This window comes from Streptomyces sp. NBC_01244 (genome assembly GCF_035987325.1).
Lineage (GTDB): Bacteria > Actinomycetota > Actinomycetes > Streptomycetales > Streptomycetaceae > Streptomyces.
On the sequence record NZ_CP108488.1, the window covers coordinates 1,674,785 to 1,693,743 of the forward strand.

Genomic DNA, 18,959 nt, shown 5'->3' on the forward strand with positions numbered 1-18,959 from the left:
CGCTACCGGTGCACGCACAGGGCCGGACGGTCCCCTACCGGGGCCTGTCGGGCCCCTGCGGCCCTCTCCCCGGGGTGTGACGGTGGAGGCCGGTTTCCCCTGCCGGAGGAAGGCCTGTCATGTCCGAGGCGGCTTCGTTTCCGCCCCGCACACCACCTACCTGGTCCACGGGGAGGAAACCGTTGGGAAACCCTCAGGACCGCTGTCCGCTTCCGGAACCAGTCGGCGGTGAAGTTCCGTGGTCATCGCGTGGATGGCACGGGTCAGTTCCGTATTGGTCTTGAGTTCCAGCTCCTGCTCGACGAAATCGTGGTCGGCCTTCGCCTGTTGGAACGCTGCCTGCCGGTTCTGCCCGATCATCACGAACGTCGACAGGAAGATCGCCTCCAGGGAGACGGCGAGCGTCAGCATCGGCCAGGGATTCGCCTCCACGAACAGCATCCAGAGGGCGAAGCCGATCGCGTGGAGATAGACGAACGGCATGGAGCCGGCGAACTTCGTGATCGCGTCAGCGATGCGCGACTGGACACCGGCGGCCTGACTCGTGCGGTGTGCGACGACAACCGGATGGTGCCGCGCCTCGTCCTCGGTTGCGTTCACCTGCCTGCCTCCTCGGGACGAGCACCCGTGACACGGCTCTGTGTCCCGCATCGTCTCAAAACCATCGACCCTTCTCGGCGTACCGCCAGAGCCCGCCGTCGGCCGGGGCGGCGTGACCCGGCAGAGACCCAGCCCGCCCACACTCCACCCCCCGCCGGCGCCGCAGAAGGGGCCGACCGGCCCCATGTGGGGGCCGTCCCTGCCCTTCCCGCCTCCGGCCCCGTAGGAGCACGGTTCACGCATCGACTCAACCGGCGCATGCCCCGGCCTGCGGTTCGAAGGAGCTCTCATGACCACCACGTACCGGATCACGGAGCTGGACGCGCACTGGCGTGCCGCGAACTACCTGGCCCTCGGCCAGATCTACCTCATGGACAACCCGCTGCTCGCCGAGCCGCTGCGGCCGGAGCACATCAAGCCGCGGCTGCTCGGCCACTGGGGCACCGCCCCCGGCCTGAACCTCGTCCACACCCACCTGAACCGGGTGATCAAGGAGCGTTCCCTGAAGGCCCTGTGCGTCTGGGGACCCGGCCACGGAGGGGCGGCCGTCCTCGCCAACTCCTGGCTGGAGGGCACGTACAGCGAGACCTATCCGGACATCGGCCGGGACGCGGACGGGATGCGCAGGCTGTTCCGCCAGTTCTCCTTCCCCGGCGGCGTGCCGAGTCACGTCGCGCCGGAGACGCCGGGCTCCGTCCACGAGGGCGGTGAGCTCGGCTACTCGCTGGCCCACGCGTACGGGGCCGCCTTCGACCATCCCGGCCTGCTGGTGGCCTGCGTCATCGGCGACGGCGAGGCGGAGACGGGGCCGCTGGCCGCCTCCTGGCACTCGAACAAGTTCCTGGACCCGGTCCACGACGGCGCCGTCCTGCCGATCCTGCACCTCAACGGATACAAGATCGCGAATCCGACCGTGCTGTCGCGGATCCCGGAGCAGGAGCTCGACGCACTGCTGCGCGGCTACGGGCACGAGCCCCTCTACGTCTCCGGCAGCGACCCCGCCCTCGTCCACCCCGCCATGGCCGGAGCCATGGACCGGGCCCTCGACCGTATCCACGCCCTCCAGCGGGAAGCCCGGGCCGCGGGCACGGATCCGGGCGCTGAGCGTGCGCCCTGGCCGATGATCGTCCTGCGGACTCCCAAGGGCTGGACGGGTCCCGCGACCGTCGACGGGCAACCCGTCGAAGGCACCTGGCGCGCACACCAGGTGCCGCTCGCAGGGGTGCGCGAGAACCCCGAACACCTGAGGCAGTTGGAGAGCTGGATGCGTTCCTACCGGCCGGAGGAGCTCTTCGACGCCGAGGGCCGCCCCGTCTCCTCCGTACTGGCCTGCGTGCCGGAGGGGGAGCGCCGGCTGGGGGCGAGCCCGTACGCCAACGGCGGCCGGCTGCTGCGCTCGCTCCCGCTCCCCGCCCTCGACGCGTGGGCCGTCCCCGTGGAGAAGCCCGGAAGCACCCTGCACGAGCCGACCCGCGTCCTGGGCCGCTACCTCGCGCAGGTCATGAGGGACACCGCCGGACGGCGGGACTTCCGGGTCGTGGGGCCGGACGAGACGGCGAGCAACCACCTCGACGACCTGTACGACGTCACCGGCAAAGCCTGGCAGGACATGACGGAACCCACCGATCAGAACCTGTCCCGCGACGGCCGGGTCATGGAGATCCTCTCCGAGCACGTGTGCCAGGGCTGGCTGGAGGGGTACCTCCTCACCGGCCGCCACGGACTGTTCTCCACGTACGAGGCCTTCGCCCACATCGTCGACTCCATGGTCGGCCAGCACATCAAATGGCTCAAGAGCGCCCGCGAGCTGAGCTGGCGCGCGCCCGTCGCCTCCCTCAACTACCTGCTCACCTCGCACGTCTGGCGCCAGGACAGCAACGGCTTCTCCCACCAGGACCCCGGCTTCGTCGACCACGTCCTCAACAAGAGCCCCGAGGTCGTACGGGTCTACCTGCCGCCGGACGCCAACACCCTCCTCGCGGTGGCCGATCACGCGCTGCGCAGCCGTGACCAGGTGAACGTGATCGTCGCGGGCAAGCAGCCCTGCTTCGACTGGCTGCCCATCGGGGAGGCCCGCGCGCACGTGGCTCGCGGCGCGGGCGTCTGGGAGTGGGCGGGGACCGATCACGGCTCCTGCGAGCCGGACGTCGTGCTCGCCTGCGCCGGCGACGTGCCCACCATGGAGGTCCTGGCCGCCTCGGCCCTGCTCCGCGAGCACCTCCCCTCGCTGGCCGTCCGGGTCGTCAACGTCGTCGACATCGCCCGGCTGATGCCCCACGAGGAACACCCGCACGGCATGACCGACACCGAGTACAACGCCCTCTTCACCACCGACAAGCCGGTGGTCTTCGCCTACCACGGCTATCCGTGGCTCATCCACCGTCTCGCCTACCGCCGGACCGGCCACGCCCAGCTGCACGTCCGCGGCTACAAGGAGTCCGGGACCACGACCACCCCCTTCGACATGGTCGTACGCAACGACCTCGACCGGTACCGGCTCGTCATGGACGTCATCGACCGCGTCCCAGGCCTCGCCGGTCGCGCGGCGGCCCTGCGCCAGACCATGTGCGACGAGCGGATCCGCCACCACGACTGGATCCGCGCCCACGGAACCGACCTGCCGGAGGTCGCCGACTGGTCCTGGCCCTACTGATCGTCCCGCCCGGGGCGGTACGGGTGGGCCGCCCGGGTCGGGGAAGGTACCGAACGGCCCTTCCCGGACGGGCCGACGGCGGCGGAGGGTGGAAGCGGACCCGAACGGAGAACCGCCATGAGCACCTCTTCCCCCCACCGGCTCACCTCCTCCCCCATCCGCTTCGACCACGCCCTCTCCCCGGCGCACTGCGGCAGTCTGCTGGCCCTGGCCCACGAGGCGAACTTCGACGCCGACGCGCGACTGTTCAACCAGGGCGGGCACGCCGACCGGTTCTGGGTCGTCCGGTCGGGCAGCGTCGGCATGGACGTGCACGTACCCGGCAGGCAGGCCGCGGTGGTCGAGACAGCCGGCCCGGGCGAGCTCGTCGGGTGGTCCTGGCTGTTCCGTCCCTACACCTGGCACTTCGGCGCCGAGGCCATGACGCCGGTGCGCACCGACGAGTTCGACGCCGCCGCCGTACGGGCGCTGATGGACTCCGATCCCGCACTCACCTCCGCCATGTGGCAATGGGTGGGGCAGGTGCTCGCCCACCGGCTCGTCTCCGCCCGGGTCCGGCTCCTCGACCTGTACGCACCCCACGGCAGCGGAAGCCTCATCTGAGACAATTGTCCCCAGACGTATCCGACCCGAGGGTGTGGCGTGGATGTCCGATGCACCAGCTGCCGCCCCGGCGCCCATCCGGGTGTTCCTCCTCGACGATCACGAGGTCGTCCGGCGCGGACTGCACGACCTGCTGGACTCCGAGCCGGACATCGAGGTGGTGGGTGAGGCGGCGACGGCCACGCAGGCCCTGGCCCGAGGGCCGGCACTGCGGCCCGACGTCGCGGTGCTCGACGTACGGCTGCCCGACAGCGACGGCATCAGCGTCTGCCGCGAGCTGCGCTCGCGCATGCCGGATCTCGCCTGCCTCATGCTGACGTCCTTCGACGACGAGGACGCCCTGCTCGACGCCATCATGGCGGGCGCGGCCGGGTACGTACTGAAGCAGATCAAGGGCTCGGACCTGGTCGCCGCCATTCGGACGGTGGCGACGGGCCAGTCGATGCTCGACCCCGCGACGACGGCCCGTCTGATGAGTTCGCTCCGGGACCCGACCGCCGGGAAGCCGCCCGGAGACAAGCGACTGACGGTGCTCTCCGAGCGCGAGCGAGCCGTACTCGAACTGATCGGCGAAGGCCTCACCAACCGTCAGATCGGAAAAAGGCTCTTCCTGTCCGAGAAGACGGTCAAGAACCACATCTCACGGCTGCTCGCCAAGCTGGGCGTCGAACGCCGGGTGCAGGCCGCCGTCATCGCCGCCGAGGTGCGCGAGCACGACGAGACCGGCCGCTAAGGCCCGAACTCACCGGGTGGGTCCGATCGGGATCCGCCAGTCCAGACGGGTTCCACCACCATCCGGGCCCGGCGAGACGGACAGCCCTCCCCCGCGGGCCTCGGCGCGCTCCGCGAGGTTGCGCAGACCGCTCCGACGGCCACCGTCCGTGACGCCCACACCGTCGTCACTCACCGTCACGGCCAGCACGCCGTCCGCCAGGACGATCCCGACCTCCGCCCGCGCCGCTCCCGCATGGCGGGCCACGTTGGTCAGGGCCTCGCCGAGCACGGCTACCACGTCGTCGGCGACCGGCACCGGCACATCGGTGTCGATCAGCCCCTCCATGCGCAGGGCGGGCGCGAAACCGAGCAGCGCCGCCGCCTCACCCAAGGCCCGAACCGCACGGACCCGGAGTCTCGGGGTACGGCCCGCCCCTTCGTGGTCGCGGAGTCCGAAGATCGTCGACCGGATGATCTTGATCGTCTCGTCCAGGTCGTCGATCGACCGGCTCAGCCTCTCGGAAGCCTCTGGGTGCTCCACGAAGCGCTGGGCGCTCTGCAAGGTCATTCCCGTGGCGAAGAGCCGCTGGATCGCGAGATCGTGCAGATCCCGGGCGATCCGGTCGCGGTCCGCCAACAGGCTCACCTGCTCACTGTCCCGGCGCCGGTCGGCCAGCTCCAGCGCGAGGGCCGCCTGCCCCGCGAAGCCGGGCAGGGGCGCGACCTCGGCCGCGGCGAAGGCCTGCCGCCCCGTACGCCGTGCCAGCATCAGCACTCCCCGCAGCTTCGCCCTGGTGCCCACCGTGACCGCCACGGCCGGCCCGAAGCCCGTCCACGTGTCCGGCTGCGCCGCGGCCCGGGCATCGGTGGCCATATCGGTCAAGGTGATCAGTCCGTCCCGTGCCAGGATGACGGCGGCCAGGATCCCCTCGCTGCCGGGCAGCACGATCCCGCGGTGCGCTTCGGCGCCCTCCCCCAGGGCCAGCGAGCCGCGCAGCTCGCCGCCGGGCCCCACCTGGTAGAAGACGCACATCTCGGCCGAGATGATGTCCCGGGCCCGCTCCAGCATGCCTTCCAGCACCTCTATCTCGGAGGAGCCGGACAGCAGCGCGCTCGTGAAATCGGAGCTGGCCGCCAGCCAGCGCTCCCGGAGCCGGACCTCCTCGTACAGACGGGCGTTGTCCACGGCGACGCCGGCGGCAACCGCGAGGGTGGACAAGACCCCCTCGTCCTCCGCGTCGAAGCCCCTCCCGTCCCGCTTCTCCGTCAGGTAGAGATTGCCGAACACCTCGTCCCGGACCCGGATCGGTACGCCGAGGAAGGAACGCATCGGCGGGTGGTGCTCCGGAAACCCGGCGGAGGCCGCGTGCTCCGAGAGATCTCCCAGGCGCAGTGGCCGCGGGTGCCTGATCAGCTCGCCCAGCAGTCCGTGTCCGGTGGGCAGGGCCCCGATCCGCGCCCGGAGCTGGTCGCTGATGCCCACCGGGAGGAACTCGGCGAGTTTCTCGTCGTCCCCCACCACGCCCAGCGCACCGTACTCCGCGTCCACGAGGACCACTGCGGCCTCTACGATGCCGCGCAGCACCTGGGCCAGGTCCAGCCCCTGCCCCTGCCCCAGCGACATGACCGCCTCGAGCAGGCCCGTCAGCCGGTCACGGGTATCCCGCGCGTCGGTGATCTGTGCCTGGAGCGCGTCCAGCCTCGGCTGCGGAATCCGGCTCGCCGACGCGTCTCGATCGTCCCCGACCATGGACACCTCCGGCGGCGGCGAGGGGCTCTGCGCCCCGCCCGGCTTTCAGCGTAGTCCTCCGGCCGTCGGCCGGTGACGGTCGGAGCCACGGGTGAGGGGCAAGGGGGAGCTGGACCGGCGCGAATCCGTTCAGGCTGACACCCAGGACGCGATGCCCGTTCACCCGCCGGGGACAGTGATCACTGGGCAGTGCGCCCGGTGCAGCAGCCCGTGGACGACCGATCCGAGCCGGATGCCCGTGTAGTCGCCCCTGCCCCGCCGGCCCACGACCAGGGCCGGTGCGTGCTCAGCCGCCTCGGCGAGGCACTCCACCGGGTGTCCGGTCAGCACCTCGTGGGCGAGCTTGACCTCCGGGTACTCCTGCGCCCGGCCTGCCGCCTCTCGCTCAGCATGCGGCCAATCCGTCTCAGGGTGGCGCTCAGTGCCCAGACCGCGGGCTCTTCGAGGGCCTCCGCGCTGGCCTGCCGTACGGCATTGTGCTGCGCGGTGTCGTGGGGCGAGGGCGCGCGGCCAGGACCACACGGAGCCGGACGTTGCGACGGTGTGCCTCCTCGGCTGCCCAGGCGGGGGGGGCAGGAGTCGCCCTCCGGCGGAATCGATCCCCACCGCGATGTCCCGTCTCCCCGATGTCCGTCATGACGCGTCACTCCCCCGCGCCTGATCGTGCCGCGGAATGAGCTCCACGGGGCAGTGCGAGTGGTGCAGGAGACTGTGCGTCGTACGTCCCAGGGTGGGCCCGAAGTACCCGGGTGATCGCCGCCCTCCCATGACGAGCAGGTCCGCATGGCGTGATGCCTCGACCAGTACGGAAGCCACCGACACGCCCTTTTCGGCATCGGCGTTCACCGGCAACGCCGGGAACTCGTCGTGTACGCGGTCGGCGACGGACTTCAGACCGCGGACATGGCGGCCGGCGAATTCGTTGACGTCGTCGAGCATGGTGACGACGGTTCCGGCGTACTGGACTATGTTCCACACGGTCAGCAGGCGCAGCGTTGCTTTGCGCAGCTCTGCTTCGCGGGCGGCACGTCGCGCGCTTTCGAAGTCGCACTCGTCCCGAACCGCGGCCAGCACCACGCCGTTCTCAGCGAGGTCCGCGCCGCCGCGCACCACGATCACCGGGGTCGTAGCGGCTGCCGCGACCCTCAGACCGACCGAACCCAGCATCAGCGACTCGAAGCCACCCAGCCCGCGGTGACCGACCACAGTCGTGCCGTACTTCGCCCCCACTCGGTGCAGACCGGAGACGGGGTCCCGGCGGCTGTACTCCGTAGTGACGTGGAGGGTCGGGAATCGCTCCGAGACCTGAGCGGCCGTAAGCTCCAACAGGTCACGGCCCTCCGTGTGGACGCCTGCGATGATCTCCGGCGACAGGTAGAAGATCCCGTCGGCGGTGTCGGCCGCGTAGAAGATGTGAAGGGCGCTGTTGCGTCGGGCTGCCTCGGCGGCGGCCCAGAATGCCGCTGTCAGCGCGGTGTCTGATCCGTCGACGCCGACGACCACCGCGCCGAGGTCGGGACGGTGTGGGGTGGAGCCTTCCATGGCTTCCTCCTCTGTCGAACAGCGACGGGTGGTGTCTTCACCCTGCCACCCGGGCTCGCGCGAGGAATGGGCCGCAGGGGTCAGCCAAGGGACCGAAGGTCCCTTGCCCGCTACGCACCGCCTCATCGACCGCACACAGCCGGGACCGGTCAGTCCTGACACAGGACCGTTCGGCCCTCGCACCGCAGGCGGACGCGGCGGATGGTGGCTGGTGAGGGCGCTCCGCAAGATGCGCCCACCGGCCGAAGCCGACAGGAGGGCCACAGATGAAGCACGCCAAGGTCGGCTTCCTGATGACCGACGAGGTCATCTCGGTCCTCGGGAGGACTCCGTCCGCGGACGTGGCCGCGCTGCTCGTCGAACACGACATCAGCGGCATGCCCGTCCTGGACGCGGACGAGCGCGTCCTAGGGGTCATTTCGCGGACCGATCTGCTCGTCCAAGACCACCTCACCGCTCAAGACCTGATGACCGCGCCGGCTGTCACGGTCCACGCCGAACAGACCGTCACCGAGGCCGCCCGCCTCATTACCCGACGCGGGGTGACGCGGCTGCCGGTCGTCGACGAGGAGGACCGCCTGGTCGGCATCGTGACCCGCCGGGACCTGCTCCGCGTGTTTCTGCGCCCGGACCACGAGATACACCGGGTGCTGGTCGAGGACGTGCTGTCGGACACGATGGGCATCGGTGCCGATGCCGTGAGCGTGGGTGTCGTGGACGGGGTCGTCACCTTGGACGGCCGACTGCCCAGGAGCAGCCAGATTCCCGTCGCGCTCCGGCTCGCCGGACAGTTGGACGGTGTGGTCGCGGTCATCGACCGGCTCACGGCCCACTCCAACGACACCCGTACCCGCACCGCTCCGCCGGACCGCGGCGCCGAAGACGTTCGCCGCTGATGAGGGATGTGGACCGTTCGGCCCCTGCCCGCCCCATCCTCACCGCGCGAGCATGGAAGAGAGGCAGGCTCGCCGCACCCGGTCACACCCGTGCGGCGCCTTGCAGACGGACCCGGGCCATCCCCCTGCTCCGCCACCGCACTTCGTGAGGAGCACCTTCATGGAAGTCCTGATCTTCGCCCTGATCGCCCTGGCCGTGGTCGCCCTGATAGGGCTGACCATGGCCCTGAAGATCGTCAAGCAGTACGAGCAGGGCGTGCTGTTCCGCTTCGGCCGGCTCATCGGGACCCGCGCGCCGGGCCTGCGGGTCATCGTGCCGTTCGCGGACGTCCTGCACCGGGTGTCCTTGCGGATCGTCACCATGCCCATCCAGTCCCAGGGCATCATCACCCGGGACAACGTCAGCGTCGACGTCTCCGCGGTCGCCTACTTCCGCGTCGTCGACGCCGTGAAGTCGGTCATCGCGATCGAGAACGTGGGCGCGGCCATCAACCAGATCGCACAGACCACCCTGCGCAAGGTCGTCGGCCAGCACACCCTCGACGAAACCCTCTCGGAGACCGACCGCATCAACCTCGACATCCGCGAGATCCTCGACGTCACCACCGCCGAATGGGGCGTTGAGGTCACCCTCGTCGAACTGAAGGACATCCAGCTGCCCGACAGCATGAAGCGCGCGATGGCCCGCCAGGCCGAGGCCGAACGGGAGAAGAGGGCCAAAATCATCAACGCCGAGGGCGAATCGATGGCCGCCGCCGCGCTCGGCGACGCCTCCGACACCATGATGGCCCACCCCCTCGCCCTGCAACTGCGCAACCTGCAGAGCCTCGTGGAGATCGGCGTCGACAAGAACACCACAGTGGTCTTCCCCGCACCGCTCATGAGCACCATCGGCGAACTCGGCGCCTTCCTCGCCCGCGAGACCGCGGCCGCGACGCTCCAGACGCCGCGTGCGCCGGAGATCACCACGCCGCTCCCCAGCCCGTCCCCGCCGAACGGAGCGCGAGCGGTCAAGAGCATGTGACCGAAAGTCAGCGGCGCCGCCGTGCGGAGGACGTTCTCCGTACGGCGGCGCCGACTGCTGTGCTGTGGGCCGCGTTCAGTGGGTCGCCACGAGTTCGGCGCATTCTCAGTACGGCAGCACGCGCCCCGACGGCGTGCGCAGGTCGAGGGGCAGGGGGCGGTGCGGCCGTGGCCGGGGTGCCGAGATCTGGATCCGAGGCATGGTGGATCACCTCTTCGGGAGCGAGACCCGGAACAGGTCCGCACTCCAGAATCACCCGGTGGGAAGATCGCTTGGCAGGGCAAGACAGGGACAGAGGAGGGGGCCGACCGGCCCCAGCGTCAGACCGGGGCCGTCACGCCTTCTGGACGCGCGACGGGTTCGATACGGCCAGGTCGTCGTGGCGCGGCCCGCCCAGCACGACCTTCAGCGCGCCCGTCCCACCGGCACGGGAGAACACCTCGTACGCCTCTTCCATCTGTCCCAGCTCGAAACGATGGGTGATCAGCGACGAGGTCGGCAGCCGGCCGGCCGCCAGCATGCGCAGCAGCATCGGCGTGGAGGAGGTGTCCACGAGGCCGGTGGTGATGGTGACGTCCTTGATCCACAGGTCTTCGAGGTGCAGGGTCGCCGGCTTGCCGTGGACGCCGATGTTCGCGACCCGGCCGCCGGGGCGGACCATGCGGGTGCACATCTCGAAGGTCTCGGGCACGCCCACGGCCTCCATTACCACGTCCGCGCCGAGACCGTCGGTCAGGTCGCCCACGAGCATCTCCGGTTCCTCGGCGGCGTTCACGACCGCGTCCGCCCCCAGCTCGCGCGCCGCCGCCAGCCGGGACGGCGCGAGATCGACGGCGATGACGCGTGCCGGCGAGTACAACCGTGCCGTGGCGATGGCCGCGAGTCCTACGGGGCCGGCGCCGACCACGACGACGGTGTCCCCGGGCCGCACGTTGCCGTTCAGCACCCCCACCTCGTAGGCGGTGGGGAAGATGTCCGCGAGCAGGACGGCATCGGCGCTGTCGACCGTGCTCGGCAGCGGATGCACGGAAAGGTCGGCGAACGGCACGCGGACGTACTCGGCCTGCGTGCCGTCGATGGTGTGCCCCAGCACCCAGCCGCCGCCCCCGCGGCACTGCCCGTAGCGGCTCTCGCGGCAGAACCGGCACCGGCCGCACGAGGAGATGCAGGAGACCAGGACCCGGTCGCCGGGGCGCACCGAACGGACGTCACCGCCGATCTCCACCACCGTTCCCACGGCCTCGTGCCCGAGCACCCGGCCGGGAACCACCTCCGGCAGGTCACCCTTGACGATGTGCAGATCCGTACCGCAGATGGTCACGGCATCGACGCGCACGATCACGTCGGACGGATCCTTGATGCCCGGATCCGGCACCTCCTGCCACGCGGTGCGCCCCGGTCCCTGGAAAACAAGTGCCTTCATGACGCCACCTCTCCATGTATCCCGTGCTCCGGCAAAGGTCACCTCAGGCTGTCCCCGCCGCCCGGTTCCCGGACAGGGCCGGACGGTCCCGCACCGGGGCCCGACAGGCCCCTCCGGCCCGTGGCGTGGACGTGTGATGGTGGATGGCGGGGTCTCCTTCACCGGGAGACGGCCGCCGATCTCCGGGACGGCCCCGGGAACCCTTCGCCTTCTCATTGAGGACCACCCCGCCATGACCTCCAGTCCACGTCTCGTCCGCGACGTGATGACGAGAACCGTCGTCAGCGTCACGCCCCTCGCCGAGTTCAAGGAGATCGTCGCCGTCATGAACCATTGGCGAGTGACGGCCGTACCGGTCGTTGAAGGCGAGGGCGCGAGCAGAGTCATCGGTGTGGTCTCGGAAGCCGATCTCCTTCCGAAGGAGGAGTTCCGCGACCATGACCCCGGTCTCATCGAGCAGATGCGGCGGCTGGGTGACACGCTGAAGGCCGGCTCCACACTGGCCAAGGACCTGATGACGACCCCCGCCGTCACCGTTCGGCCTGACACCACCCTGGCCCAGGCGGCCCGGCTCATGGCGGAGCGGCACATCAAACGACTGCTGGTCGTCGACCCGGCCGGCACCCTCCAGGGCGTCATCAGCCGCGCCGATCTGCTCAAGGTGTTCCTGCGCCCGGACAGTGAACTCGCGGACGAGATACGGCGCGAGGTGGTCGGCCGACTGTTCCCCCTCGCACAGCACAGGGTGCGGGTCGACGTCCACCACGGCGTGGTCACCCTCTCCGGCGGCATCCTCGACGCATCACTCATTCCGGTGGCAGCACGTCTCGCACGCGCCGTGGAGGGCGTGGTCGACGTCAACTGCGCCCTGACCACATCAGCCGCGCAGACGGCCGGAGCGTAGAGCCTCCGCCTCAACGGAAACACCTGGTCAGAACCCCTTCTGATCTCCGCACCGGAGTAAGATGGAGCTACCGGGAGTATTTCGCGCATCGGATGCAACTCAGGTGTCGTTTCCGGCGATCAATACGCTGGGCCGTCGAACTGCGGGCGGCCCGGGGACAGGTCTCCACCATGACCGTCATCCTGGAACGCACCGCACCTGCCACGCCATCCGCGCCAGCCGCTGCCGCGCCTCCTCGCCCCGCTCGCCTCGTGCTCACGCCGAAGACTGCCCTCGCCGGGCAGCTGGACGGCGCCTGGTGGCCCCGCTCCCGCGACCTCGCAGCCGAACTCCCCGTTCTCGTCGCCGCCTTGGCCGAGCCCTGGGGGCGCATCACCCGCGTCACCGTGAACCCCACCCGATGGCCCGTCATCCCGCACAAGGTCCCCGTCGCCGGGCACGCCGTGCACGTAGGCTGGTTCACCGAACAGGACCCCGACAAGCTGATCCTGTTCTCCTACACCGTCGGCCGCTGGGACCTCCTCGTCGTCCCGCCCCAGACCGCACCCGCCGCCGCGGCCCGGCTGATGGCCGCCGCCGCCGTCCCCGGCAGCGTCCTGACCGCCCGCGCATTGATCGCCGCCGAAGCCGTCATCGGCCGAATTCCCGACCTCCGGAACCGCGAAGACGCCTGGGAGGGCGAAGGCGGGGCGCGCGCATCCGACATCGGCTCCCTCGCCAGGCTGCCGGTCGGGCCGCTGTCCGCCGGCGCTTGGTGGTGAGCCTCGTCCGCAGGATGTCGTCGTTGCGGCAGCAGGAGACGAAGCGTCGAGGCCTCGGGCGGCGCCGGTGGTACGGGAGGCCGTGGTGGGGCGAGCCCGGCAGGCACGTCCGGGTACGGCAAGGGCGGTGACGCCGGGAACAGAGGTACGGGCGGTGCGGGCGGCAGAGGTGGCCAATCCGCGGACTCTGACGGAGCTTGGGGGCGGCGCAGCGGCAACGTCCGCGTTCTGCTCAGGTCCTCCCCGGTATCAGAGGTTTTCAGGACTAGCCTTCGCACCATGCTGAGCATTGCCGACACCCGGACCGGCCGCTTCGTGGAGATTCCCTCCGGGCGCCGCCACCTGCTGCGCATCTGTGTCCACCTGCCGGCCATCGGCATCCGGGTCGGCACAGTGGACCTGCGGGCGCCCCTGGTCGGTGACGTGCTGGCGCGTACCGCGGAGCTGCGTGGTCTGCAGGCCCTCACGGTTCTCATCACACCGGACATGCCGCATGAGCAAGGCCAGTCGCTCGATCGCGCCATGGCCGTTCTCGGCATCCATCCGCCCGCCACCGTCGGTGCACACGAGGTGACCGCGACACTGTGCGCTGCTGCCGACGTGCACCTTCTCGCGCACGGCGCTGCCACTCAGGACGGGGTCGGCGGGGTCCGGGTCGACGTGGGCCAGGTCAGCCCGGCACCCCCGGACGGGGACATGCCGGACGGAGCCGCTCTCCTCACCTCGGGTCTTCTGGACGAGTTCGCCCCGGCGGGGACCGATCCGCTGGCTGTGAGGATGCTGTTGCTCGGGCACGCCCACCGCACTCCGGTCACGGTCACCGGCGCAGGGCTCACCGAGGCCCGGCTGACGCTGCGACGCTGGCGGCAGCAGGTGGCCGACTGGGCGCAGGAGCCCTCCAGGCCGATCCCCGCCGACGTGCTGCGACAGGCACAGGCCGCGCTCGCCGACAATCTCGGCGTCCCTGTAGTCCTGGACATGCTGCGCAGCGTGGCCGGGCGCGCCGATGTGCCGGCCGGTGCCAAATTCGAGACGTTCGCCTTCCTCGACCGGATCCTCGGGCTGGACCTCGCGCGGGAGGTGGGGCACCAGCACCCGGCGAAGCCATGACTCTGGCTGCGCGAGGCCGGCTGTGTTCCCGACCTCGTCATGTGTTCCTCCGCCCGGCGTGCCCGCCAGACGCGGACGGCTACGCCCTCGCCATCGCCCAGGTCCGACCCCACCCGCCCGCAGACGAGGCGCGTGTAATGACGGGCTCGACGTGACGAGCCGTGCCCGGTCATGCCGGGTTGGGCTGATCAGGTGTGCAGGCGGCTGTTGGGGCCGTCATGGTCGCCCGCGCTCTCGTCGTTGAACCAGTAATCACCGGCGGCCAAGTACCGGAAGGAATGCGCGCCCTTGCTCGGCAGCTCGACCGTGACAGCCCGCTTCCCGTCCTTGCGGGGCCGCAGGGTGTGGGCACCGGGCTGCCAGCCGTTGAAGTCGCCCACCACGCTGACCGGGCCGGGTGGGGTGTCGGCGGGCAGGACGAAGGTGACCTCCGTGCGGTTCTTGCGCAGCGTGCGCTCCAGCATGGTGCGGGCTCCTGACAGCAGGTGGGGTGGGGATCGTGCCCATCCTCGGACCTGAAGGGATGGCCCGCCTTCCGACGCCGCGACATCGAGGGACGGGCGTCACCCGTGTGCCTCGCTTCGTCGTCGACATGATGCAGAGCGTCACGCTGCGTGTCAGCGTGATTCGAGAGGAATCCGTACCCCACGCATCAAGAGGAGTCGCCGTCATGGGCGGTACGCAGGACAAGCATCAGGAGCCGGGCAAGGGCCGTGAGGCGCAGGAGCACCGTCGCCCCGGAGACCCTGCGCAGCCCCAGCCGGGCAAGCCGTCCCGCGAGCAGGGCCAGAAGCCGGTCCGGAAGCCGGGCGAGGAAGAGGCTACACGTCGTCGCGAGGACGACCTGCTGCGCGAAGAGGACCTGCACGACGAGACGTTCTGACCAGAGCACTACTCGTCCCCGTACGCAGAGCCCGGCCGGTCCACCGTCACCCCGGCCGGGCTCTGTCACGTCGCGCCCGATGCCGACCTTGAGGCCCGCAGCTGCACACGCCGTCGACGCCACGGCAGGCCTGCGCTGTCCGGGAATCCACCAGCGGAGGGCGGATCTACCCCTGGAGACAGAGGCCTTGCCTCGTTCCGAGAGATCGAAGGAGATGATGATCGTCGTCGGCAGGGTGCAGACCGCGCGAGTGGTGTTGTCGTAGGTGCGCGTGCCTCCGCCGACCGCTATCCCACTTCTAAACGTGAACATGGTGCCTGACCTGCGCAAAAGCCCGGTCAGGCCCCATGCCCTGATCTCGGAACAGCTACGAAGTCGCGTGATTCCAGAGTTCACTTGCGGGTGCTCCGTCGCTGGTGAGGCTGAACGCTACTGACGAGGGCCCTGCGGCGCAGGCTCAGCCGCATGTGCGAAGGGAGAGGCAGAAGCACGCCGAGATTCATGCAGACCACGTGAGCCGCCGGCCCGTGGAATCAGCTATGCCGGCGGTTGGGCCGAGTACACCATGACCCGCCACCAGTCACTCGTCCCCATCCCGGACACCCTGCCCTTCGAGCAGGCGGCGATCATCCCGGACGGTGCAGATCGCCCGCCTCGCCGGGGCAGTGCCGATCATCGCCTTCGACCCGGTGCCGGCGGCCCGCAGCCGAGCCCTGAGTATGGGCGGGGACCTGGCCTTCGACCCTGCCGACGCCGACGTCCCGGCCCGGGTCCACGGGGCCACGGGGCCACGGGGCCACGGGCGGATTCGGCCTGGATCTGGCGATCGACCTCGTCGGCCATCCGAGCTTACGCAGCAGCGCCGCCGACCTTCTGGCGCCGCACGGGCGGCTCGTCCTGATCGGCATGGGCTCGCAGCCCATCACCATCCCCGACGAGACCGCTTCAACGCACTGCAACACAGCGTTCACGGCGCCTGGGGCTCCGAACCCCGGGATCTCCACCTGCCCGTCAAGCTCGCGGCAGCAAAACGACTCGACCTGCCGGGGCCGGTCAGCGACGTCCTCCCTCTGAGCCGGGTAGAGGACGCGGTCAGGCGTCAGTGGCCGGCGGCGGCCTTCACCACAGCGACGGCCGTGCCGATCGCCGCGTCGATCCCGCCGGCCAGCAGGGCGAACGCCGTCCCTCCGCCCATGCGGATCCCTCCGTAGCACCCCCATGCGAACAAGGTGGCGATGTTGACCCCGGCGGCCGTCACAAGGGCCGTGTCCAGGCCCATCACTCCCAGTGCCGAGACGCCGATCAGAACGAGCGGGCCCACCGCAGACAGCAGCAGTGGGCTGCCGACGAAGAGCATCGCGCGCAGTTCCCGTCCCCGGGCGAGAGCACCATGCATCACACGATGGGCCTGCTGATCGGCGACCAGCGCGGCCAGCCACAGACCCACCGAGGCGGTCAGGACCGTCGCCGCCGCACCGACGACCTCCACATGCCCGCTTCCCGCGAGCCCGATGACGACCGAGATCATGGTGATCGTCGCGTAGAGCCGTTCCTTGAGGTGGGCCGCGGCCGTCCGCGTGTCCACCGCGCCCGCCACACGTTCCGTCACAGGGCCACCGTAAGGTTCAGCCCGGCCGCGCGCCCGGCACCGCACCACCAGGACCCTCGGACTGCAGCCGAGGCGGTCCGGTGCCAGCATCGGATCATGACGTCACAGCAGACGGGCGCCGGCCCTGGCCGGCGCAGACACGTAGTGCTCGGCGGCGGGACTCTGGTCGTCCTCGTGGCGGCCTACTTCGTCCTGGCCGCCACCATCCCCGCTGGTGGTCCCAACGGGTGGGCGCTGCGGTGGACGGCCATCTGGGCACGGGGCTGATCCTCGGCCTGGTGTTCGACATCGCCTGCACACTGCTGCCCCTGATGGTGGCCTGGGTCGGTCTGAACAAGCGGCGGCCCTGGAAGGTCACGGCCGGCTGGCTCGCCCTGGCCGTCGCCCTCGCCCTCCCGAACCTGTGGACGCTGAGCGTGGTGGCGGGCGGCGGCAGCGCGTCGCACGCCGGGCAGCGGGTCATGGACGTGGAGGCGCCGTGGTTCCGTGGCGCCACGTTGGCGGGCGCCATCACCTCCGTGGTGGCTTTCGCCGGGTTCCTGGTCTACACCCGGAAGCGCCGCGGCCGCCCTGCCAAGCGCGAGGGCTGACCGATGGGCGACTGGTACCAACGCCAGATCGTCGACCCGGGCAAGCAGCCGCTGCTCTTCCTCCTTCTGGGATTCCTCGGGGCGTTCCCGTTCATCCGGCTCAGTGTCCGGATGATCCGGGCGGGTCACCCCCGGCGGACTGCCAACGCCGGTTTCGCCCTGGTCGCACTCGGCAAGGGCAAGGCCTTCACCGGCCTGCTGGGGATCCTCGTACCGGTCTTCGCCGTGGTCGCTGCGCTACGGCTGGCCCGGCCCGGCTCCCCGTGGGCGCGTACCCACTACCCGGCCGGCGGCCGGAAGGCGGAACGGGCGCGGGTCCGGGAGGAGCGCGAGGGCTGGCAGCGCCACCTGCGCATCAGGGTCTACGACGCCATCGCCGGAAAGCCCTCGGAACCCTAGCCTGCCCGGACGCCCGCCTCGGCGCCTCCCCCGTCGGGTCGGGTCGGCGACAGGGCGCCGGCAGGCTGAACTTCCGCCGCCCGGGATGTCCCGCGAGAGGACCCGGAGCTCAGCAACGACTTCCTCTACTTCGACGAGGACGAGCGCGGCTTCACGTGCCCGGCGGGCGCGCACGCCCGGCGGATGAATCCACGAGACGCGCTCAAGAACGAGATCATCGACGATCACCCGGGGCGGCGAGTACTCCTTCATGCCGGGACTGCAAGCCCTGAACCGGCTCGCCGACCTCGACACCTGAGCCGGGACGGCGCACCCATGGGGGTCGCGCGAAGGCCGCTGAGTTCAGGCGCCCGAGCACATTCACATGTCGTCCAATGCTCACGGAGAATTGACGCCGCATTCGGCACTGGCCAGGAACTCAACTCGCCTCAGTCAGAGGGGGGTTGTCATCAGGTCCGTGGAATCGGCTACGATCACGGCATGATTACCGCGCGGTCACCCATCGGTGTTCTGCGGGCTCGGGTATCCACCGGTCCGCTGCGCGCCCTTTGGCTGACCCTGCTGATGCTGGGCCTCGTGTACGCACACGGCGTCAGCGCCGAAAATTCGCCGCACCACTCCACCGGCCCCTCCATGGCCCTGCTGAATTCCAGCCACACGCCTGCCGATACTGGCGAGATTTCGCAGAGCGTCGCTTTTGAGTCCACTGCGGTGGCTGACGAGGTCGCCACGAAGACGTCGGAGCATCCGGCCGAACAGTGCATGCCCGGACAGTCACTGCAGGGCGCTGCCACGCCGCAGATCACCTGTCCGGATGTTCTTGGTTACGACGTGCGCTGCGATCGCGTCTCCCCCAAGGTTCCCGCGGCCGACGGCCGGGCGAACCGTCCGCCGTCGGCGGCATCAAGAGAGTCGGCGGTCCTGCAGATCTAGGTCCGGGGGCTCTCCTCGAGCTGTCGACTCCCCGTTGAACCATGCGGCTGACCTCAGCTGCCGTCTTCGGTGCGTCCGGTGGAATCGGACCCCCGCACCTTTATGGTTCACAGATCTGAACGGGACTGTCGACGGCGCCTCCCCGACCTGATCGATCTCTGTCTGCTTCCTTCTTCGGAGTTACCGAGAAGGGGCACCGCACGGAGGAATTGTGCCGTTCCACCCGCTCAGGATTCTCTACGGTGCAGCCGGCCGAATGCGGAGCGCGCTGGCCGCCTGCATTCTCGCCGCAGTGACGATCGCTTCGATCATCTGCGTGGTCCATCCTCAGACAGCCGGGCACTCCCACGGCGAGACGCTCGCACCGCCCCACCACCGCACCGCCGAATTCACGAGCGGTGCACCCCAGGTGCCGGACTCTGCTGAACTTTGCCTTCCGGCCGGCCGCTCCCTGGCTGAGGCGAATCCAGCGCCCGCTCATACCCCGGCCGCCGCAATCCCAGCCGTGACCGGCGTCACCATCAGCTTCCCGATGGCCCGGCGCCAGCCGGTTCCCAGACGTCTG

The 18,959-nt window shown here is 70.2% G+C and carries 21 protein-coding genes; 14 read left to right on the top strand and 7 right to left on the bottom strand.

Going from position 1 to position 18,959, the window contains the following annotated elements; translation table 11 throughout:
• Positions 1 to 156 precede the first annotated feature (156 nt).
• Complete coding sequence (locus OG247_RS07195) at positions 157 to 600, bottom strand: DUF1003 domain-containing protein (RefSeq protein ID WP_327251443.1); 444 nt, start codon at positions 598 to 600, stop codon at positions 157 to 159.
• 289 nt (positions 601 to 889) lie between these two features.
• On the opposite strand from OG247_RS07195, the gene OG247_RS07200 reads away from it, so the two are divergent.
• The 3 genes from OG247_RS07200 to OG247_RS07210 all read left to right on the top strand — a co-directional run bounded on the left by OG247_RS07200 (position 890) and on the right by OG247_RS07210 (position 4,589).
• Positions 890 to 3,253: a phosphoketolase family protein gene (locus OG247_RS07200; RefSeq protein WP_327251444.1), complete on the top strand. Its 2,364-nt coding sequence runs from the start codon at positions 890 to 892 to the stop codon at positions 3,251 to 3,253.
• A gap of 117 nt (positions 3,254 to 3,370) precedes the next feature.
• The gene (locus OG247_RS07205) at positions 3,371 to 3,856 is read left to right on the top strand and encodes a Crp/Fnr family transcriptional regulator (RefSeq protein ID WP_327251445.1); all 486 of its coding nucleotides are present in this window, start codon (positions 3,371 to 3,373) and stop codon (positions 3,854 to 3,856) included.
• 43 nt (positions 3,857 to 3,899) lie between these two features.
• Positions 3,900 to 4,589: a response regulator transcription factor gene (locus OG247_RS07210; protein WP_327251446.1), complete on the top strand. Its 690-nt coding sequence runs from the start codon at positions 3,900 to 3,902 to the stop codon at positions 4,587 to 4,589.
• A gap of 9 nt (positions 4,590 to 4,598) precedes the next feature.
• Here the strand turns inward: OG247_RS07210 and OG247_RS07215 are convergent, their stop codons facing one another.
• The 3 genes from OG247_RS07215 to OG247_RS07225 form a co-directional block, all read right to left on the bottom strand.
• Complete coding sequence (locus OG247_RS07215) at positions 4,599 to 6,320, bottom strand: sensor histidine kinase (protein WP_327251447.1); 1,722 nt, start codon at positions 6,318 to 6,320, stop codon at positions 4,599 to 4,601.
• A gap of 159 nt (positions 6,321 to 6,479) precedes the next feature.
• Positions 6,480 to 6,926, bottom strand: coding sequence for a universal stress protein (locus tag OG247_RS44785; protein ID WP_442813234.1), 447 nt, complete (start codon positions 6,924 to 6,926; stop codon positions 6,480 to 6,482).
• A 27-nt stretch (positions 6,927 to 6,953) separates the two neighbouring features.
• Positions 6,954 to 7,862, bottom strand: a complete 909-nt coding sequence (locus OG247_RS07225; protein WP_327251448.1) for a universal stress protein — start codon at positions 7,860 to 7,862, stop codon at positions 6,954 to 6,956.
• 266 nt (positions 7,863 to 8,128) lie between these two features.
• Between OG247_RS07225 and OG247_RS07230 the strand changes: the two genes are divergently transcribed.
• A complete protein-coding gene (locus OG247_RS07230) occupies positions 8,129 to 8,758 on the top strand; it encodes a CBS domain-containing protein (protein ID WP_327251449.1) in 630 nt (209 codons plus the stop codon).
• Positions 8,759 to 8,918: 160 nt separating this feature from the next.
• A complete protein-coding gene (locus tag OG247_RS07235; RefSeq protein WP_327251450.1) occupies positions 8,919 to 9,782 on the top strand; it encodes a slipin family protein in 864 nt (287 codons plus the stop codon).
• A gap of 334 nt (positions 9,783 to 10,116) precedes the next feature.
• Here the strand turns inward: OG247_RS07235 and OG247_RS07240 are convergent, their stop codons facing one another.
• Positions 10,117 to 11,205, bottom strand: coding sequence for a zinc-dependent alcohol dehydrogenase family protein (locus OG247_RS07240; protein ID WP_327251451.1), 1,089 nt, complete (start codon positions 11,203 to 11,205; stop codon positions 10,117 to 10,119).
• A 232-nt stretch (positions 11,206 to 11,437) separates the two neighbouring features.
• Here OG247_RS07240 and OG247_RS07245 point away from each other — a divergent pair, with 232 nt between their 5' ends.
• From OG247_RS07245 to OG247_RS07255, 3 genes are all read left to right on the top strand, one after another.
• Positions 11,438 to 12,109, top strand: a complete 672-nt coding sequence (locus OG247_RS07245) for a CBS domain-containing protein (protein WP_327251452.1) — start codon at positions 11,438 to 11,440, stop codon at positions 12,107 to 12,109.
• A 170-nt stretch (positions 12,110 to 12,279) separates the two neighbouring features.
• Complete coding sequence (locus OG247_RS07250) at positions 12,280 to 12,870, top strand: DUF5994 family protein (protein ID WP_327251453.1); 591 nt, start codon at positions 12,280 to 12,282, stop codon at positions 12,868 to 12,870.
• Positions 12,871 to 13,149: 279 nt separating this feature from the next.
• The gene (locus OG247_RS07255; RefSeq protein WP_327251454.1) at positions 13,150 to 13,980 is read left to right on the top strand and encodes a hypothetical protein; all 831 of its coding nucleotides are present in this window, start codon (positions 13,150 to 13,152) and stop codon (positions 13,978 to 13,980) included.
• Between the two features lie 188 nt (positions 13,981 to 14,168).
• On the opposite strand, the gene OG247_RS07260 is transcribed toward OG247_RS07255, so the two are convergent.
• Positions 14,169 to 14,444 carry an isoamylase early set domain-containing protein gene (locus tag OG247_RS07260; protein WP_327251455.1) on the bottom strand — a complete coding sequence of 92 codons (276 nt, stop codon included), beginning with the start codon at positions 14,442 to 14,444 and terminating at the stop codon, positions 14,169 to 14,171.
• Between the two features lie 206 nt (positions 14,445 to 14,650).
• On the opposite strand from OG247_RS07260, the gene OG247_RS07265 reads away from it, so the two are divergent.
• Positions 14,651 to 14,863: a hypothetical protein gene (locus OG247_RS07265; protein ID WP_327251456.1), complete on the top strand. Its 213-nt coding sequence runs from the start codon at positions 14,651 to 14,653 to the stop codon at positions 14,861 to 14,863.
• An 825-nt stretch (positions 14,864 to 15,688) separates the two neighbouring features.
• Entirely contained in the window at positions 15,689 to 15,937 is a 249-nt protein-coding gene (locus OG247_RS44790; protein ID WP_442813585.1) for a hypothetical protein, read from the top strand.
• Positions 15,938 to 15,962: 25 nt separating this feature from the next.
• Here OG247_RS44790 and OG247_RS07270 read toward each other — a convergent pair whose 3' ends face one another.
• Complete coding sequence (locus OG247_RS07270; RefSeq protein ID WP_327251457.1) at positions 15,963 to 16,472, bottom strand: hypothetical protein; 510 nt, start codon at positions 16,470 to 16,472, stop codon at positions 15,963 to 15,965.
• A 96-nt stretch (positions 16,473 to 16,568) separates the two neighbouring features.
• On the opposite strand from OG247_RS07270, the gene OG247_RS07275 reads away from it, so the two are divergent.
• From OG247_RS07275 to OG247_RS07290, 4 genes are all read left to right on the top strand, one after another.
• Positions 16,569 to 16,739, top strand: coding sequence for a hypothetical protein (locus OG247_RS07275; RefSeq protein ID WP_327251458.1), 171 nt, complete (start codon positions 16,569 to 16,571; stop codon positions 16,737 to 16,739).
• Positions 16,712 to 17,062: a hypothetical protein gene (locus tag OG247_RS07280; protein ID WP_327251459.1), complete on the top strand. Its 351-nt coding sequence runs from the start codon at positions 16,712 to 16,714 to the stop codon at positions 17,060 to 17,062. The genes OG247_RS07275 and OG247_RS07280 overlap by 28 nt, the downstream gene beginning before the upstream one ends.
• Before the next feature lie 3 nt (positions 17,063 to 17,065).
• On the top strand, positions 17,066 to 17,461 hold the full coding sequence (locus OG247_RS07285) for a hypothetical protein (protein ID WP_327251460.1): 396 nt from the start codon (positions 17,066 to 17,068) through the stop codon (positions 17,459 to 17,461).
• 480 nt (positions 17,462 to 17,941) lie between these two features.
• Entirely contained in the window at positions 17,942 to 18,394 is a 453-nt protein-coding gene (locus OG247_RS07290; protein WP_327251461.1) for a hypothetical protein, read from the top strand.
• The last annotated feature ends 565 nt before the right edge of the window (positions 18,395 to 18,959 follow it).

Coding starts and splice junctions, on each gene's coding strand:
- OG247_RS07255 (WP_327251454.1), top strand. CDS start 13,150: ATGCTGAGCATTGCCGACACCCGGACCGGCCGCTTCGTGGAGATTCCC.
- OG247_RS07205 (WP_327251445.1), top strand. CDS start 3,371: ATGAGCACCTCTTCCCCCCACCGGCTCACCTCCTCCCCCATCCGCTTC.
- OG247_RS07285 (WP_327251460.1), top strand. CDS start 17,066: ATGGGCGACTGGTACCAACGCCAGATCGTCGACCCGGGCAAGCAGCCG.
- OG247_RS07200 (WP_327251444.1), top strand. CDS start 890: ATGACCACCACGTACCGGATCACGGAGCTGGACGCGCACTGGCGTGCC.
- OG247_RS07210 (WP_327251446.1), top strand. CDS start 3,900: ATGTCCGATGCACCAGCTGCCGCCCCGGCGCCCATCCGGGTGTTCCTC.
- OG247_RS07250 (WP_327251453.1), top strand. CDS start 12,280: ATGACCGTCATCCTGGAACGCACCGCACCTGCCACGCCATCCGCGCCA.
- OG247_RS07230 (WP_327251449.1), top strand. CDS start 8,129: ATGAAGCACGCCAAGGTCGGCTTCCTGATGACCGACGAGGTCATCTCG.
- OG247_RS07290 (WP_327251461.1), top strand. CDS start 17,942: ATGATTACCGCGCGGTCACCCATCGGTGTTCTGCGGGCTCGGGTATCC.
- OG247_RS07240 (WP_327251451.1), bottom strand. CDS start 11,205: ATGAAGGCACTTGTTTTCCAGGGACCGGGGCGCACCGCGTGGCAGGAG.
- OG247_RS07265 (WP_327251456.1), top strand. CDS start 14,651: ATGGGCGGTACGCAGGACAAGCATCAGGAGCCGGGCAAGGGCCGTGAG.
- OG247_RS07260 (WP_327251455.1), bottom strand. CDS start 14,444: ATGCTGGAGCGCACGCTGCGCAAGAACCGCACGGAGGTCACCTTCGTC.
- OG247_RS07245 (WP_327251452.1), top strand. CDS start 11,438: ATGACCTCCAGTCCACGTCTCGTCCGCGACGTGATGACGAGAACCGTC.
- OG247_RS07235 (WP_327251450.1), top strand. CDS start 8,919: ATGGAAGTCCTGATCTTCGCCCTGATCGCCCTGGCCGTGGTCGCCCTG.
- OG247_RS07275 (WP_327251458.1), top strand. CDS start 16,569: ATGACGTCACAGCAGACGGGCGCCGGCCCTGGCCGGCGCAGACACGTA.
- OG247_RS07215 (WP_327251447.1), bottom strand. CDS start 6,320: ATGGTCGGGGACGATCGAGACGCGTCGGCGAGCCGGATTCCGCAGCCG.
- OG247_RS07225 (WP_327251448.1), bottom strand. CDS start 7,862: ATGGAAGGCTCCACCCCACACCGTCCCGACCTCGGCGCGGTGGTCGTC.